Below are 17,217 nucleotides of genomic sequence, written 5' to 3'. Positions count from 1 at the left end.
ACCTGTTATGGGAGGAGTTATGCGTCTGGATCGTCTTACTAATAAATTCCAGCTTGCTCTCGCCGATGCCCAGTCTCTCGCACTGGGGCACGACAATCAGTTTATCGAACCTCTTCATTTAATGAGCGCCTTACTGAATCAGGAAGGGGGATCGGTACGTCCTTTATTGACATCTGCCGGCATTAATGCGGGCCAGTTACGTACAGCCATCGATCAGGCGCTGAGCCGTTTACCGCAGGTAGAGGGCACAGGCGGAGATGTTCAGCCGTCTCAGGATCTGGTTCGCGTATTAAACCTGTGCGACAAACTGGCGCAGAAACGCGGCGACAACTTTATTTCGTCAGAACTCTTTGTTCTGGCGGCGCTTGAATCACGTGGCACCTTGACCGACCTGCTGAAAACGGCCGGCGCAACCACCGCCAACGTGACGCAGGCAATTGCACAAATGCGCGGAGGTGAGAGCGTGAACGATCAGGGTGCTGAAGATCAGCGTCAGGCATTGAAAAAATATACGGTCGACCTGACTGAGCGTGCAGAACAGGGCAAGCTTGACCCGGTCATTGGCCGTGACGAAGAGATCCGCCGTACGATTCAGGTTCTGCAACGCCGCACCAAAAATAACCCGGTACTGATCGGTGAGCCTGGTGTTGGTAAAACGGCCATTGTAGAAGGGCTGGCCCAGCGTATCGTCAATGGTGAAGTGCCGGAAGGTCTGAAAGGCCGTCGTGTACTCGCGCTGGATATGGGCGCGCTGGTGGCGGGGGCCAAATACCGCGGTGAATTTGAAGAGCGCCTGAAAGGGGTGCTTAACGATCTGGCAAAACAGGAAGGCAACGTCATTCTGTTTATCGACGAACTGCACACGATGGTGGGGGCAGGTAAAGCCGATGGTGCCATGGATGCCGGGAACATGCTCAAACCGGCCCTTGCTCGCGGCGAGCTGCACTGCGTGGGCGCCACCACGCTTGATGAATATCGTCAGTACATTGAAAAAGATGCTGCCCTGGAACGTCGATTCCAGAAAGTGTTTGTGGCTGAACCGTCAGTGGAAGATACCATCGCGATCCTGCGTGGCCTGAAAGAGCGTTATGAGCTGCACCACCATGTGCAGATTACGGACCCGGCCATCGTGGCGGCTGCAACCTTGTCGCATCGTTATATTGCCGACCGACAGCTGCCTGACAAAGCGATCGACCTTATCGACGAAGCGGCCTCCAGTATTCGTATGCAGATTGACTCCAAGCCAGAAGAACTGGACCGACTCGATCGCCGGATCATTCAGCTCAAGCTCGAGCAGCAGGCGCTGAAAAAAGAGTCTGATGAAGCGAGTAAAAAGCGTCTGGATATGCTTAATGAAGAGCTCCAGGATAAAGAGCGTCAATACTCTGGCTTAGAAGAGGAGTGGAAAGCGGAAAAAGCATCCCTTTCCGGCACCCAGACGATTAAAGCCGAGCTGGAACAGGCGAAGATCGCCATCGAGCAGGCACGTCGCGTGGGCGATCTGGCGCAAATGTCTGAGCTGCAGTACGGCAAAATTCCGGAACTGGAAAAACAGCTGGCGGCGGCAACCCAGGCTGAAGGCAAAACCATGCGTCTGTTACGTAATAAAGTGACGGATGCAGAAATTGCCGAGGTACTGGCGCGCTGGACCGGGATCCCGGTAGCCAGAATGATGGAGAGCGAGCGCGACAAATTATTGCGCATGGAGGAAGATCTTCATCATCGCGTCATCGGTCAGGATGAAGCGGTTGAGGCGGTATCGAACGCGATCCGTCGTAGCCGTGCCGGTTTGTCCGATCCTAACCGTCCGATTGGCTCCTTCCTGTTCCTGGGGCCGACCGGTGTCGGTAAAACGGAACTGTGTAAGGCGCTGGCAAACTTCATGTTCGACAGTGACGATGCGATGGTACGTATCGACATGTCCGAGTTTATGGAGAAACACTCCGTTTCACGTCTGGTGGGTGCACCTCCGGGATATGTCGGTTATGAAGAGGGTGGCTATCTGACAGAAGCGGTTCGCCGTCGTCCGTACTCCGTCATCCTGCTGGATGAAGTGGAAAAGGCGCACCCGGATGTGTTCAACATTCTGCTGCAGGTTCTGGATGACGGACGCCTGACCGACGGGCAGGGAAGAACGGTCGATTTCCGTAATACGGTGGTCATAATGACTTCGAACCTGGGTTCCGATCTGATTCAGGAGCGTTTTGGTGAACTGGATTACAGCCATATGAAGGATCTGGTTATGGGCGTGGTTAGCCACAGCTTCCGTCCTGAGTTCATCAACCGTATCGATGAAGTCGTGGTCTTCCATCCACTGGGTGAAAAACACATTGCTTCTATTGCCCGTATTCAGCTGCAGCGTTTGTATAAACGTCTGGAAGAGCGTGGATATGAACTGCAGATTGCGGATGACGCGCTGCAACTGCTGAGCGCAAATGGGTACGATCCGGTGTACGGTGCACGTCCTCTCAAACGTGCCATCCAGCAGCAGATAGAAAACCCGCTGGCGCAGCAAATCCTTTCCGGGAAGCTGCTCCCGGGTAAAACCATCCAGCTGGTGAAGAAAGACGATCAGATTGTGGCAGTGCAGTAAGTCACAAAATGATGAAAACGAGCCCTCAGGGGCTCGTTTTTGTTTAAAAACCAGGCAAGAATGGGCTTTCTGAAGCGGGGTTGCCTGGAAAGTGAGCGGTTGATAAATAATTTTCACTTTATACTTGCCAGCCCGGAATAAGCGCCTATAATGCGCCACCACTGACACGGAACAACGGCAAACACGCCGCCGGGTCAGCGAGGTTCGGTAAGAACCTCACGGAGAAAAGCGAAAATAATCGCTTGACTCTGAGGCGGGGAAGCGTAATATGCACACCCCGCGCCGCAGCGAAAAAGCGAAGCGGCACTGCTCTTTAACAATTTATCAGACAATCTGTGTGGGCACTCAAAGTGACATGGATTCTTAACGTCCTCGGACAATAAATGAATACCAAGTCTCTGAGTGAACACGTAATTCATTACGAAGTTTAATTCACGAGCATCAAACTTAAATTGAAGAGTTTGATCATGGCTCAGATTGAACGCTGGCGGCAGGCCTAACACATGCAAGTCGAACGGTAGCACAGAGAGCTTGCTCTCGGGTGACGAGTGGCGGACGGGTGAGTAATGTCTGGGAAACTGCCTGATGGAGGGGGATAACTACTGGAAACGGTAGCTAATACCGCATAACGTCGCAAGACCAAAGAGGGGGACCTTCGGGCCTCTTGCCATCGGATGTGCCCAGATGGGATTAGCTAGTAGGTGGGGTAATGGCTCACCTAGGCGACGATCCCTAGCTGGTCTGAGAGGATGACCAGCCACACTGGAACTGAGACACGGTCCAGACTCCTACGGGAGGCAGCAGTGGGGAATATTGCACAATGGGCGCAAGCCTGATGCAGCCATGCCGCGTGTATGAAGAAGGCCTTCGGGTTGTAAAGTACTTTCAGCGAGGAGGAAGGCATTGTGGTTAATAACCACAGTGATTGACGTTACTCGCAGAAGAAGCACCGGCTAACTCCGTGCCAGCAGCCGCGGTAATACGGAGGGTGCAAGCGTTAATCGGAATTACTGGGCGTAAAGCGCACGCAGGCGGTCTGTTAAGTCAGATGTGAAATCCCCGGGCTCAACCTGGGAACTGCATTTGAAACTGGCAGGCTTGAGTCTTGTAGAGGGGGGTAGAATTCCAGGTGTAGCGGTGAAATGCGTAGAGATCTGGAGGAATACCGGTGGCGAAGGCGGCCCCCTGGACAAAGACTGACGCTCAGGTGCGAAAGCGTGGGGAGCAAACAGGATTAGATACCCTGGTAGTCCACGCCGTAAACGATGTCGACTTGGAGGTTGTGCCCTTGAGGCGTGGCTTCCGGAGCTAACGCGTTAAGTCGACCGCCTGGGGAGTACGGCCGCAAGGTTAAAACTCAAATGAATTGACGGGGGCCCGCACAAGCGGTGGAGCATGTGGTTTAATTCGATGCAACGCGAAGAACCTTACCTACTCTTGACATCCAGAGAACTTGCCAGAGATGGCTTGGTGCCTTCGGGAACTCTGAGACAGGTGCTGCATGGCTGTCGTCAGCTCGTGTTGTGAAATGTTGGGTTAAGTCCCGCAACGAGCGCAACCCTTATCCTTTGTTGCCAGCGGCTAGGCCGGGAACTCAAAGGAGACTGCCAGTGATAAACTGGAGGAAGGTGGGGATGACGTCAAGTCATCATGGCCCTTACGAGTAGGGCTACACACGTGCTACAATGGCGCATACAAAGAGAAGCGACCTCGCGAGAGCAAGCGGACCTCATAAAGTGCGTCGTAGTCCGGATTGGAGTCTGCAACTCGACTCCATGAAGTCGGAATCGCTAGTAATCGTAGATCAGAATGCTACGGTGAATACGTTCCCGGGCCTTGTACACACCGCCCGTCACACCATGGGAGTGGGTTGCAAAAGAAGTAGGTAGCTTAACCTTCGGGAGGGCGCTTACCACTTTGTGATTCATGACTGGGGTGAAGTCGTAACAAGGTAACCGTAGGGGAACCTGCGGTTGGATCACCTCCTTACCTTAAAGAACCTGCCTTTGTAGTGTCCACACAGATTGTCTGATGAATGTAGAGAAGCAAGACGGCTGCGAAGTCGTGACACCTCGTGTCCCCTTCGTCTAGCGGTTAGGACTCCGCCCTTTCACGGCGGCAACAGGGGTTCGAATCCCCTAGGGGACGCCACTTGCTGGGTGTGAGTGAAAGGCACAACCAATCAGTATCTCAAAACTAACTCAGTGAGTTACGTTTGAGATATTTGCTCTTTAAAAATCTGGATCAAGCTGAAAATTGAAACGACACACTGTGTCTGTTCTCCGTAATAAGAACAGATGAACGTGTGTTCGAGTCTCTCAAATTTTCACAACACGAAGTGAAACAGCTTCGGGTTGTGAGGTTAAGCGACTAAGCGTACACGGTGGATGCCCTGGCAGTCAGAGGCGATGAAGGACGTGCTAATCTGCGAAAAGCGCCGGCGAGGTGATATGAACCCTTGACCCGGCGATGTCCGAATGGGGAAACCCAGTGTGATTCGTCACACTATCGTTAGCTGAATACATAGGCTAACGAGGCGAACCGGGGGAACTGAAACATCTAAGTACCCCGAGGAAAAGAAATCAACCGAGATTCCCCCAGTAGCGGCGAGCGAACGGGGAGCAGCCCGGAGTCTGAATCAGCTTGTGTGTTAGTGGAAGCGTCTGGAAAGTCGCAGGGTACAGGGTGATACTCCCGTACACGAAAGCACACATGCTGTGAACTCGAAGAGTAGGGCGGGACACGTGGTATCCTGTCTGAATATGGGGGGACCATCCTCCAAGGCTAAATACTCCTGACTGACCGATAGTGAACCAGTACCGTGAGGGAAAGGCGAAAAGAACCCCGGCGAGGGGAGTGAAAAAGAACCTGAAACCGTGTACGTACAAGCAGTGGGAGCACCTTCGGGTGTGACTGCGTACCTTTTGTATAATGGGTCAGCGACTTATATTCTGTAGCAAGGTTAACCGTATAGGGGAGCCGGAGGGAAACCGAGTCTTAACTGGGCGTTAAGTTGCAGGGTATAGACCCGAAACCCGGTGATCTAGCCATGGGCAGGTTGAAGGTTGGGTAACACTAACTGGAGGACCGAACCGACTAATGTTGAAAAATTAGCGGATGACCTGTGGCTGGGGGTGAAAGGCCAATCAAACCGGGAGATAGCTGGTTCTCCCCGAAAGCTATTTAGGTAGCGCCTCGTGAATTCATCCTCGGGGGTAGAGCACTGTTTCGGCTAGGGGGCCATCCCGGCTTACCAACCCGATGCAAACTGCGAATACCGAGGAATGTTATCACGGGAGACACACGGCGGGTGCTAACGTCCGTCGTGAAGAGGGAAACAACCCAGACCGCCAGCTAAGGTCCCAAAGTCATGGTTAAGTGGGAAACGATGTGGGAAGGCACAGACAGCCAGGATGTTGGCTTAGAAGCAGCCATCATTTAAAGAAAGCGTAATAGCTCACTGGTCGAGTCGGCCTGCGCGGAAGATGTAACGGGGCTAAACCATGCACCGAAGCTGCGGCAGCGACACTATGTGTTGTTGGGTAGGGGAGCGTTCTGTAAGCCTGCGAAGGTGTGCTGTGAGGCATGCTGGAGGTATCAGAAGTGCGAATGCTGACATAAGTAACGATAAAGCGGGTGAAAAGCCCGCTCGCCGGAAGACCAAGGGTTCCTGTCCAACGTTAATCGGGGCAGGGTGAGTCGACCCCTAAGGCGAGGCCGAAAGGCGTAGTCGATGGGAAACAGGTTAATATTCCTGTACTCGGTGTTACTGCGAAGGGGGGACGGAGAAGGCTATGTTGGCCGGGCGACGGTTGTCCCGGTTTAAGCATGTAGGCGGAGGTTCCAGGTAAATCCGGTACCTTTTAACGCTGAGGTGTGATGACGAGGCACTACGGTGCTGAAGCAACAAATGCCCTGCTTCCAGGAAAAGCCTCTAAGCATCAGGTAACATCAAATCGTACCCCAAACCGACACAGGTGGTCAGGTAGAGAATACCAAGGCGCTTGAGAGAACTCGGGTGAAGGAACTAGGCAAAATGGTGCCGTAACTTCGGGAGAAGGCACGCTGATATGTAGGTGAAGCCCCTGCGGGTGGAGCTGAAATCAGTCGAAGATACCAGCTGGCTGCAACTGTTTATTAAAAACACAGCACTGTGCAAACACGAAAGTGGACGTATACGGTGTGACGCCTGCCCGGTGCCGGAAGGTTAATTGATGGGGTTAGCTGTAAGGCGAAGCTCTTGATCGAAGCCCCGGTAAACGGCGGCCGTAACTATAACGGTCCTAAGGTAGCGAAATTCCTTGTCGGGTAAGTTCCGACCTGCACGAATGGCGTAATGATGGCCAGGCTGTCTCCACCCGAGACTCAGTGAAATTGAAATCGCTGTGAAGATGCAGTGTACCCGCGGCAAGACGGAAAGACCCCGTGAACCTTTACTATAGCTTGACACTGAACACTGGTCCTTGATGTGTAGGATAGGTGGGAGGCTTTGAAGTGTGGACGCCAGTCTGCATGGAGCCGTCCTTGAAATACCACCCTTTAATGGCTGGTGTTCTAACGTGGACCCGTTACCCGGGTTGCGGACAGTGTCTGGTGGGTAGTTTGACTGGGGCGGTCTCCTCCTAAAGAGTAACGGAGGAGCACGAAGGTCAGCTAATCCTGGTCGGACATCAGGAGGTTAGTGCAATGGCATAAGCTGGCTTGACTGCGAGAGTGACGGCTCGAGCAGGTGCGAAAGCAGGTCATAGTGATCCGGTGGTTCTGTATGGAAGGGCCATCGCTCAACGGATAAAAGGTACTCCGGGGATAACAGGCTGATACCGCCCAAGAGTTCATATCGACGGCGGTGTTTGGCACCTCGATGTCGGCTCATCACATCCTGGGGCTGAAGTAGGTCCCAAGGGTATGGCTGTTCGCCATTTAAAGTGGTACGCGAGCTGGGTTTAGAACGTCGTGAGACAGTTCGGTCCCTATCTGCCGTGGGCGCTGGAGAATTGAGGGGGGCTGCTCCTAGTACGAGAGGACCGGAGTGGACGCATCACTGGTGTTCGGGTTGTCATGCCAATGGCACTGCCCGGTAGCTAAATGCGGAAGAGATAAGTGCTGAAAGCATCTAAGCACGAAACTTGCCCCGAGATGAGTTCTCCCTGACCCTTTAAGGGTCCTGAAGGAACGTTGAAGACGACGACGTTGATAGGCCGGGTGTGTAAGCGCAGCGATGCGTTGAGCTAACCGGTACTAATGAACCGTGAGGCTTAACCTTACAACGCCGAAGCTGTTTCGGTGGATTTGAGAGATTTTCAGCATTGATTCAGAGTTAAGTACACAATAGTTTGCGCAGCAGCAAGGCGGCAAGCGAAGGAAAGGAAGGAGCATACTGAAGTATGTGACTGACTTTACGAGCGCGGCCAACGCGGCTGATGCGATAAAGTATTGCGTACAGAGCACCAAGAATTTGCCTGGCGGCTGTAGCGCGGTGGTCCCACCTGACCCCATGCCGAACTCAGAAGTGAAACGCCGTAGCGCCGATGGTAGTGTGGGGTCTCCCCATGCGAGAGTAGGGAACTGCCAGGCATCAATTAAAGAAACCCCGTACCGCAAGGTACGGGGTTTTTTGCTTTTCCACCCTGGCGGGCACAATCAACAATCTCTGGCTAAAATAACAAGATACGCATCGTCAACGAGGTTATTTTGCCGAATCCCCCTTTTAACTACCAACAAGATTTCGCCAACATAAATTTTCGCGACCATCCTGAGCTTTATCAGGTAGGGCGGGGAGAGCAAGGCGTTCTGCTGGTTGAACCTTACAAAAGCGAAATTCTGCCCTACTGGCGATACAAAAATGCTGAGGTTGCGACAAAATCTGCGCAGGAAATATACGCACTCTTTGAGCAATACCGTCAGCAAGACGATTTTGTGGGCATGGATATGGCCAGAAAATTTATCCAGATGGGATATACCCGCGCCAGACGCTACGCCAACCACAAAGGCGGAAAAAAGTACGATGATGAACGTAACGTGCGCCCGCTGGATCACGATCCCGTCAAAGCCGAAGCCGCAAAAGTATTCAAAGGATGGTGGGACAAAATTCGCGCCGATGAGGATTATTTACAACGAAAACAAGCGCATAAAAAAAAGTGGGGGTGATAATGTTATCCAGACAGGATTCATTTTGTGATCAAGATTACAAAACCAAATGAAACATAATAGAAACAATTATTTTACCTAACGTTAAATTTTAAATCTGGTTTTACTGGAGTGGGTGCTTTGGCCCGCATTGTAAGACAGGGGATTTAAAATGACAGAAACCGTAGCAAGTACAGATACGGATAGTAAAAAACTGGCAGAGGACGATACTCGCCGCAGGATTTGGGCAATCGTCGGTGCATCTTCAGGCAATCTGGTTGAATGGTTCGACTTTTACGTTTACTCGTTTTGCTCGCTCTATTTTGCCCATATCTTCTTCCCATCCGGCAACACCACTACCCAGCTTCTGCAAACTGCAGGCGTTTTCGCCGCAGGCTTTTTGATGCGTCCAATCGGCGGCTGGCTCTTTGGGCGTATTGCCGATCGAAAGGGGCGAAAAACGTCCATGCTGATCTCCGTCTGCATGATGTGTTTCGGCTCCCTGGTTATCGCCTGTCTGCCGGGTTATGACACTATCGGTACTTGGGCACCAGCCTTACTGCTGTTGGCGCGTTTGTTCCAGGGACTTTCCGTTGGGGGGGAATATGGCACAAGCGCGACATATATGAGTGAAGTTGCCGTGGAAGGGCGTAAAGGCTTTTATGCCTCATTTCAGTACGTCACCCTGATAGGGGGACAGCTCCTGGCTATTCTGGCCGTCGTGATCCTGCAACAGGTTCTGAGTGATGAAGATCTCCGTGCCTGGGGATGGCGTATTCCTTTTGCGCTTGGCGCCCTCCTTGCCATTGTGGCGCTGTGGCTGCGCCGTCAGCTGGACGAAACGTCGCGTAAAGAGGTGAGAACGTTAAAAGAGGCAGGTTCATTTAAAGGCTTATGGCGTAACCGGAAGGCCTTTTTAATGGTGCTCGGCTTTACGGCTGGCGGTTCGCTCACCTTCTATACCTTCACCACCTATATGCAGAAGTATCTGGTTAACACCACGGGTATGCACGCTAACGTGGCGAGCATGGTCATGACGGTGGCGCTCTTTGTCTTTATGCTCATCCAGCCCATTATCGGTGCGCTGTCGGATAGAATCGGACGTCGTAGCTCGATGCTGATTTTCGGCGGGTTGTCGGCAATATGTACTGTGCCCATTCTCACTGCACTCCAGCATGTCACATCCCCTTATGCCGCTTTTGCGCTGGTGATGGTCGCGTTGGTCATTGCCAGTTTTTACACCTCGATCAGCGGCATTCTTAAGGCAGAGATGTTCCCGGCTCAGGTGCGTGCACTGGGCGTTGGGTTGTCTTATGCGGTGGCTAACGCCCTGTTTGGCGGCTCAGCTGAATATGTCGCCCTGTCATTAAAATCGGTGGGGAGTGAGACAATCTTTTTCTGGTACGTCACGCTGATGGGGGCGCTGGCATTCATTGTCTCTTTAATGCTGCACCGCAAAGGGAAAGGCGTGCGTCTTTAATGATCCGCCATCTGCCAGACGGCATAGCCGGTAGTCGCACCGGCTATGTCCCAGGCAAAATCTTTCCAGCTCCAGCCGCTCCCTGCCGGGCGGCTGTCCCAAAGCTCTTTCGATGCCCCCAGACTGACTGAAAACATCAGGCCGTATGCAGCGCTGCGGTCGCGACTGTAGTCCTGGCGCTGGGCATATTCATTACCCGCAGCCGAGAGCATCGCCGAGGCTAAAAAGTGTTGCGCCTTATCCTGACCAGACCAGCTATCCTGAGCCATATGGCTGCATCCGCTCAAAACCAGACAGCCCATTAACAGCAAATAACGCACAACGACCTCCATAAAAAAGCCCCGTCAATGACAGGGCTGAAGATTACAGGATGCGGCTAATCAACCGGTCGATTCGGATGCGACGTAAACGGCGAATTAGCTTACGCACTTTCACCGGATAGTCAGCGATACTTTGCAGATCGCGATAATGGTTAACCACAGTGGTGTGCGTGCGGATCAGATCCAGTTCACGGTCGCGCGGAGCAGCCAGCTCCTGGCGGGGATCGTGGATCAAAATCGCATTTTCAAGATCCAGTCGCCACGCGCGTGGATTGAGGTTATTGCCCGTCAGCAGCATCCATTCATCATCAACCCACATGCCTTTCAGATGATAGCTGTTATCTTCATCTTTCCACAGACGCACAACCAGCTGATCGGTATTCACATAGTACTGCAGGCGGCTCAGGAAGCGGCGCAGGTTGATCTCATAGAGATAAGGCAGGGCGCCGATGATCTTAAACGGCTGATCTTCAGGAATGAAGAAATCGTTCGCGGTTTTATCGCCAACGATAATTTCCACCTTTTTACCGTCGCGCAACAGCTGAATGATGTTACGCACCAGCACCGCCGGCAGGTTGAAGTACGGTGTACAGATGGTCAGCTTATGCTCTGTACACGGCATCAGATGGAAGATGGTCTTGTTGAGCAGGCTGGATTTACCCAGCCCGACCAGTGGGGTCACTGCAAGCTGTTCATTATCGGCGTCGCCCTGGAAATGGAACATGGCATCGCGCAGTTCCTGACGGAAAAGGCGGATGTCATTTTTGATCTCCGGGCTTTTTGGTCGCTGTGGATCGTCAAGGCGATTTACGCCGCGGCCATGCACCAGATGTTGGTCCACCCACTCAAACATGACGTCAGCCATGCGGGCATTACGCACCAGGTGATAACGATCGTAACGGTACTTATCCAGCTGATGCAGATAGACGTCGTTCAGACTCGCGCCGCTATAGAGCACGCTGTCATCAATGATAAAGCCTTTGAAATGGAGGACGCCCAGAGCTTCGCGAGTGTTAACCGGAACACCATAAACGGGGACATCTACGCCGGGGTTTTCCTGCGCCATGCGGCAATACCAGTCGGCATTGGTGTTGGACGCAGCCGCGCCAATACGACCGCGCTGGGCGCGATGCCAGTCGACCAGGATACGGACATCCAGCTCAGGGCGCTGGCGTTTGGCTTCGTACACGGCGCGTAAAATGGCGCTGCCGCCTTCATCCTGTTCAAGATAAAGCGCGATAATGCAGATACGATGCGTTGCGCTGGCAATTTTTTCCAGTAGCGTCTCCCGAAAATCGGCGGGAGCATAAAAAAACTCTACATCATCAACTGACTGAGAAAGCTTCGGTAGTTGAGCAAGGTGTTGTTGATGTTTATTACGCTTAAATTTGGACAACATCACAGTGCGTTTCTTCTCTGTTCATTGAAGGATTATATGGACTATGCAGCCAACAGAAGCGGGCAATCATACCACCAGTGCCGTTTAAAGTGGTCAACATTTCCAGTACCTTACTCTTGTTTACCTGATGGCATCAGCTGCAGAGTCAATCCGACGATCCCATCTTCAAGCTGGATATCAACGGTAAAGCCTAGCTTTCGCGCCAGGGCGACCATGCCACGGTTGTTAGGCATAGTAATGCCATTGAGGCGGATCAGTCCGTGATCGCGCGTATAACTGATTAGCTTTTCGAGTAATCGTCTTCCCAGCCCCAGACCTTTCAGATCGGAGCGGACAAGCACCGCAAACTCCGCATCGACGTTATCAGGATCGGAGATGGCACGTGTGACGCCAAGGATTTCATCGCCCTCTTCAGTGCGTCGGACGGCAACAAAAGCCATTTCCCGATCGTAGTCGATCTGCGTCATATTGGCTAAATCTTCGTGGGTAAATTCGTTGATTTCGCTAAAGTAGCGGTAGTACAAATCTTCTTTTGTGACCTGAGCGATAAAGCGCTGAAGCTGGGGTTCATCTTCAGGAAGGATAGGGCGGAACAGCGAGAGTTCGCCATTTTTCATCTCCACCCACTCTTCAAGCTGATGGGGGTAAGGGCGGATAGCAAGCCGGCTTTCGCGATCGCCGGTATAGGCCGCCACATCCATCGTCACATCCAGCGCCGTCAGTTCGCTGCCGGATACCAGTAAAGGATGAATATCCAGACGCTGGATTTCCGGGCTATCAACAATCAAGTTCGATACCTGCACCAGGAACTGGCTCAGGGCGGCGATATCCAGCGGTCTTAAGGCACTGCGTCCGCGGATCTTTTTGCTCTTGATCGCCTGGATCACCAGATAACGCGCCAGGTTCATGTTCAGAGGCGGCAGGGCCACCACCGCCTGCTCTTCAGGGCGCCACTCCACGCCCCCTTCGCCCAACATAATTAGCGGACCGAAGACCGGATCGTGTTCCACCACCACCCGTAGCTCCTGCGCGCCGGCACGATTAGCCATGCTCTGCACCAGCAGGCCGTGGATCCGCGCCTGGGGCCAGGCCATTTTAACGCGATCGATAATAGCATCCGCCGCCTGCTGGACTTCCGCCGCGGTACGCAGATACAACATCACCCCCTGAACTTCAGATTTATGCGGGATATCTGGCGAACGCAGTTTCAGTGCCACCGGATAACCGATCTGCTCGGCGATATGCACCGCTTCCGCGCTGTCGCTGGCGATCCAGGTGGGCAGCGTATGCAGGCCATAAGCGGTGAGGATCGGCTGTACCTCGTGCGTATCCAGCGAACGCGCGCCGTCATCAATGGCACGCTGCAACAGGTCGTGAGCATGACCCGTATTGGCGGTCAGGTTTCCCGGCAGGGCAGGCGTCTCCCGCAGCTGTTTCTGATTGCGCCGATACTCCACCATATGCATAAAAGCGGTGATGGTGCCTTCCGGGGTACGGTAAGTGGGGAGGCCAGCCTCGCTGAAGAGACGTCGCGCCTCCTGAGATGAAAATTCACCGCACCAGTTAGTCAGAAGCGACACATACTTTCCACGCGGATGCTTCTTCACAATATCAATCAGCGCACGAGCGCTTTCGCTGCCCGGGGCTACGGCACTAGGGGAGTGAATGACCATCAGGGCATCAAAGTCCTGGCTGTCCAGCAGGATATTGAGTGCGCTGAGATAGTGCTCGCTGCTGGCATCGTCGCGTAAGTCGAGGGGGTTACCCGGCTCCACGCCGGGCGGTAACGCTTCACGCAGGCGCTGTATTGTCTCTTCGCTGAGGGTGGCCAGCTTACCGTTACGCAGCCAGAGTTCGTCCAGCGCCAGCGCGGCCGGTGCGGCGCCGTTACTGATGATCATCAGCCGTTCCCCCCTTAGCGGGCGCATATGGCTGAGCGTTTCGACAGCGGAAAAGAGTTCGTGGGTGTCCTGAACACGCAGCAAGCCGGCACGCTGGATAGCGGCATCCCATGCCGGATCCATGCCTGAATGTGAATGCAAAAGACGCTGGGCGGCCGGGCTACGCCCGCTTTTGATCACCAGAATTGGTTTGTTGCGTGAAGCGCTACGGGCTGCCGAGACGAAGCGACGCGCGTCGCTGAGATGCTCAAGATAGAGCAGGATGGCGCTGGTTTTGCTATCGCGCGCCAGAAAATCCAGCAGCTCGTCAACGTCAATGTCCAGACCGTCGCCCAGCGCGATGAAATAGGAAAAGCCCATTTCGCGCTGCTGGGCCCAGTCGAGGATCGTGTTGGATACCGCCGCCGACTGGGAGATAAAGGCCAGCTTGCCTTTACGTATCGGAACGGGAGAAAAGCTGGCATTCAGCCCCTGCCACGGTGCCAGAAGACCCAGGCTGTTTGGCCCCAGCAGTCGCATCTGGTAGCGCGTCGCACAGGCCAGCAGCTCCGCCTGCTGTTCAGGGGGCGAAGAGAGAATAATGCAGGTTTTGCAGCCCTTCTTCCCCAGCGCGTCGAGCAGGGCGATGTTACGTCGGGCGTGGGTACAGAGCACCGCGAGATCGGGAATGAAGGGCAGGCTCTCCACCTCTGGCCAGGCCAGAACGCCCAGCACCGCTTTATACGCAGGGGTGACCGGCAGTATCGGGCCATTAAAGCCGCCAGCAAGCAGGTTACGCATCATCAGATAACCAGCGCGTTCGGGCTTCATCGACGCGCCAATCACGGCAATGGATTTAGGGCGGAGTAAGGCTTCTAGCCCGCGCTGGCTCATACAGATCTCCTGAAAAGGCGAGTGACCTGATGATTTTAAACGCTTTCCGGCTCCGCCGCTGTGATGCTTCCCTTATGAATGGTTTTTCCGGCCAGATAACGTTCGCGAAAACGCGTGAAATGGTCGCCCAGGGCGCCTGCCGCCTGAACATCCCCCGCCAGATCCAGCAGGGCAATGGCCACTTCGGCAGTACAATACTGGCCTTCTGCGTGGGCTTCACGCAGCCGGTAAGCCGAGACGCGCGACAAATCGACGGAGATCACCGGCAGCGTATCCAGATAGGGGCTTTTGCGAAACATTTTACGCGCTTCAGTCCAGGTGCCATCCAGCATGATAAACAGCGGCGGTTTACCGGCGGGGGGCGCGGTAATCACCTGACGCGTTTCACCGGCGTAGGAGGCCGGAAACACTACCATCGGTTGATAGTTGGGGCTGGCGACCAGATCGAGCAGCGCCTGAGGTGGCTCAGTGCGTGACCACTGGAAGGCCGCGGTATCCGGTAGAATATCGGCGATCAGCCGTCCGGTATTGCTGGGCTTCATCGGTTCGGTATCGAACATCACCAGACAGAAACGGCTTTGAGCATGGCTGGGCGCCAGCGTCGCGCAGAGACACTGCCTGAGCGGCAGCAGGCAGCGCTGACAGCGACGAATGCGGTTACCACGGGCAAGAAAAGGGCGAGTCGCACGCGCCAGGCGTTCGGCGCGCAGTTGCAGTACGGCGTTATCAGTCATGGGAAGGAGCGCAGAAAAAACGCCATTCTCGCAGAGGCGAGGGCGGGGCACAAGTTACGTGCCCCGGAATGTCAGAGGGATTCGTTCAGCCAGCTATCAAAAGGTGCTTTCGGAACGGCACCATTGAGCATATCGACGACTTCACCATTTTTGAAAATCATAATGGTCGGGATACTACGAATGCGGAAGCGGGAGCTCAGTTCGCGCTCAGCTTCGGTGTTCACTTTCACAAAACGCATTTTACCGCTACGCTCTTCGGCGACATCTTCAAAGATCGGCGCAAAGTTACGGCACGGGCCGCACCACGGTGCCCAGAAGTCGACAACAACCGGCAGATCATCCTTCAGCAGTTTATCCAGAGTTTCGCCGGTAGCATTAATCACGTCACCATCGAACAATTCATGACCGCAGCGTCCGCATTTTGCTCCGTCATCAATGCGATCTTCCGGAATGCGGTTAAGAGCCTGGCAGTTGGCACATACGGTATTCATAACTAACCTCAGGTAGAGCAGGGGGACAAATCGGCAACATGCCGGTTATGTTTCCAATATGTTACATATTATCAACGACCCTGTTTGAAACAACAATGCGTTTTGTTCAATGAGAACAATAGTCACAGGCTTTTATACGAAGTAATGGCTATGCGCCGGGACATCGGGTAATCTGCGCGCTTCGCGCAGCGCTGGTGGAGAAAAGCATGAACGACGAACTGAAAAACAAAAGCGGCAAGGTCAAAGTGATGTATGTCCGCAGTGACGATGACTCTGATAAACGCACCCAAAATCCGCGTACCGGAAAAGGTGGCGGGCGTCCAGGGCCATCTCGTGCAGACGGTGGCCGTCGCCCCGCCCGCGATGAGAGAAATAGCCGCGGTGATGACCGCAAACGTGACGACCGTAAGCGTGATGATTTCAAACGCGACGACTTTAGCCGCGACGCCTCACCGTGGCGTACCGTCTCCCGCGCGCCGGGCGACGAGTCCACTGCGCCCGTCGATCACGGCAGCATGGCCGGTAAAACGGTTATCGATCCGGAAGTGATCCGCCGTCAGCGTGCGGAAGAGACGCGCGTCTATGGCGAAAACGCTTGTCAGGCTCTGTTCCAGAGCCGTCCTGATTGCATCGTGCGCGCCTGGTTCATCCAGAGCGTCACGCCGCGTTTCAAAGAAGCGCTGCGCTGGATGGCGGCCAACCGCAAAGCCTACCATGTGGTAGACGATGCTGAGATCACCAAAGCGTCTGGCACCGAACACCATGGTGGCGTCTGCTTCCTGATTAAGAAACGTAACGGTACCACCGTTAAGCAGTGGGTTAGCCAGGCTGGCGAAGATGACTGCGTGCTGGCCCTGGAAGACGTGGGTAACCCGCACAACCTCGGCGCGATGATGCGCAGCTGCGCCCACTTCGGCGTAAAAGGCGTTCTGTTACAGGATGCGGCACTGCTGGAATCCGGCGCAGCAATCCGTACGGCGGAAGGTGGCGCGGAGCACGTTCAGCCGATCACCGGCGACAGCGTGCTGGAAGCGATTGAGCAGTTCCGTCAGGCGGGCTATGCCATCGTGACCACCTCCAGCCACAAAGGCACCACGCCGCTGTTTAAAGCGACATTGCCACGTAAGATGGTGCTGGTGTTGGGTCAGGAGCGCGATGGTCTCTCCGATGCGGCACTCTCCAGCGCCGATCTGAGCGTCTCTATCGATGGCACCGGCAATGTAGAAAGCCTCAACGTATCCGTTGCGACTGGCGTTCTGCTGGCGGAGTGGTGGCGTCAGAACAAAGCGTAATTCCGCTT

The 17,217-nt window shown here is 54.2% G+C and carries 9 protein-coding genes, 1 tRNA gene and 3 rRNA genes; 8 read left to right on the top strand and 5 right to left on the bottom strand.

From position 1 onward, the window contains the following. Positions 1-19 precede the first annotated feature (19 nt). The 7 genes from clpB to GNG26_RS16825 all read left to right on the top strand — a co-directional run bounded on the left by clpB (position 20) and on the right by GNG26_RS16825 (position 10,199). Complete coding sequence (gene clpB, locus GNG26_RS16855) at positions 20-2,593, top strand: ATP-dependent chaperone ClpB (RefSeq protein ID WP_103822521.1); 2,574 nt, start codon at positions 20-22, stop codon at positions 2,591-2,593. A 449-nt stretch (positions 2,594-3,042) separates the two neighbouring features. Continuing rightward, positions 3,043-4,582, top strand: a 16S ribosomal RNA gene (locus GNG26_RS16850). Between the two features lie 87 nt (positions 4,583-4,669). Continuing rightward, positions 4,670-4,744: transfer RNA gene (locus GNG26_RS16845), tRNA-Glu, on the top strand. 209 nt (positions 4,745-4,953) lie between these two features. Then, a 23S ribosomal RNA gene (locus tag GNG26_RS16840) occupies positions 4,954-7,856 on the top strand. Between the two features lie 195 nt (positions 7,857-8,051). After that, positions 8,052-8,167, top strand: a 5S ribosomal RNA gene (gene rrf, locus GNG26_RS16835). Together the 16S, 23S and 5S rRNA genes with 1 tRNA gene alongside form the textbook arrangement of a ribosomal RNA operon. A 117-nt stretch (positions 8,168-8,284) precedes the next feature. Further along, positions 8,285-8,740: a DUF4385 domain-containing protein gene (locus GNG26_RS16830; RefSeq protein WP_156239613.1), complete on the top strand. Its 456-nt coding sequence runs from the start codon at positions 8,285-8,287 to the stop codon at positions 8,738-8,740. Between the two features lie 151 nt (positions 8,741-8,891). Continuing rightward, positions 8,892-10,199, top strand: coding sequence for an MFS transporter (locus GNG26_RS16825; RefSeq protein ID WP_156239612.1), 1,308 nt, complete (start codon positions 8,892-8,894; stop codon positions 10,197-10,199). On the opposite strand, the gene GNG26_RS16820 is transcribed toward GNG26_RS16825, so the two are convergent. The 5 genes from GNG26_RS16820 to trxC form a co-directional block, all read right to left on the bottom strand. Beyond that, positions 10,196-10,531, bottom strand: coding sequence for a YfiM family lipoprotein (locus GNG26_RS16820; RefSeq protein ID WP_370463871.1), 336 nt, complete (start codon positions 10,529-10,531; stop codon positions 10,196-10,198). The two genes, GNG26_RS16825 and GNG26_RS16820, sit on opposite strands and share 4 nt — an antisense overlap. 31 nt (positions 10,532-10,562) lie before the next feature. Further along, a complete protein-coding gene (pssA, locus tag GNG26_RS16815) occupies positions 10,563-11,918 on the bottom strand; it encodes a CDP-diacylglycerol--serine O-phosphatidyltransferase (RefSeq protein ID WP_103824580.1) in 1,356 nt (451 codons plus the stop codon). Between the two features lie 110 nt (positions 11,919-12,028). Next, positions 12,029-14,692, bottom strand: a complete 2,664-nt coding sequence (pat, locus tag GNG26_RS16810) for a protein lysine acetyltransferase (RefSeq protein WP_114385941.1) — start codon at positions 14,690-14,692, stop codon at positions 12,029-12,031. Positions 14,693-14,727: 35 nt separating this feature from the next. After that, positions 14,728-15,426, bottom strand: coding sequence for a tRNA-uridine aminocarboxypropyltransferase (tapT, locus tag GNG26_RS16805; RefSeq protein WP_156239610.1), 699 nt, complete (start codon positions 15,424-15,426; stop codon positions 14,728-14,730). A gap of 71 nt (positions 15,427-15,497) precedes the next feature. Then, positions 15,498-15,917 (bottom strand): thioredoxin TrxC, encoded by a 420-nt coding sequence (gene trxC, locus GNG26_RS16800; protein WP_103180766.1) that lies wholly within the window; start codon positions 15,915-15,917, stop codon positions 15,498-15,500. Between the two features lie 206 nt (positions 15,918-16,123). Here trxC and GNG26_RS16795 point away from each other — a divergent pair, with 206 nt between their 5' ends. Next, positions 16,124-17,209, top strand: coding sequence for a tRNA/rRNA methyltransferase (locus GNG26_RS16795; protein ID WP_103824583.1), 1,086 nt, complete (start codon positions 16,124-16,126; stop codon positions 17,207-17,209). Positions 17,210-17,217 lie beyond the last annotated feature (8 nt).

Origin of the sequence: Leclercia sp. J807 (assembly GCF_009734465.1) — a bacterium.
Taxonomy (GTDB): Bacteria; Pseudomonadota; Gammaproteobacteria; order Enterobacterales; family Enterobacteriaceae; genus Enterobacter.
Note: the sequence above shows the minus strand (reverse complement) of the source record. Positions and strands in the feature narration are given on the sequence as shown.

Excerpts from the sequence above, each read along its gene's own strand:
- pat (WP_114385941.1), bottom strand. The coding sequence starts at position 14,692 with ATGAGCCAGCGCGGGCTAGAAGCCTTACTCCGCCCTAAATCCATTGCC.
- trxC (WP_103180766.1), bottom strand. The coding sequence starts at position 15,917 with ATGAATACCGTATGTGCCAACTGCCAGGCTCTTAACCGCATTCCGGAA.
- tapT (WP_156239610.1), bottom strand. The coding sequence starts at position 15,426 with ATGACTGATAACGCCGTACTGCAACTGCGCGCCGAACGCCTGGCGCGT.
- clpB (WP_103822521.1), top strand. The coding sequence starts at position 20 with ATGCGTCTGGATCGTCTTACTAATAAATTCCAGCTTGCTCTCGCCGAT.
- GNG26_RS16795 (WP_103824583.1), top strand. The coding sequence starts at position 16,124 with ATGAACGACGAACTGAAAAACAAAAGCGGCAAGGTCAAAGTGATGTAT.
- pssA (WP_103824580.1), bottom strand. The coding sequence starts at position 11,918 with ATGTTGTCCAAATTTAAGCGTAATAAACATCAACAACACCTTGCTCAA.
- GNG26_RS16825 (WP_156239612.1), top strand. The coding sequence starts at position 8,892 with ATGACAGAAACCGTAGCAAGTACAGATACGGATAGTAAAAAACTGGCA.
- GNG26_RS16820 (WP_370463871.1), bottom strand. The coding sequence starts at position 10,531 with ATGGAGGTCGTTGTGCGTTATTTGCTGTTAATGGGCTGTCTGGTTTTG.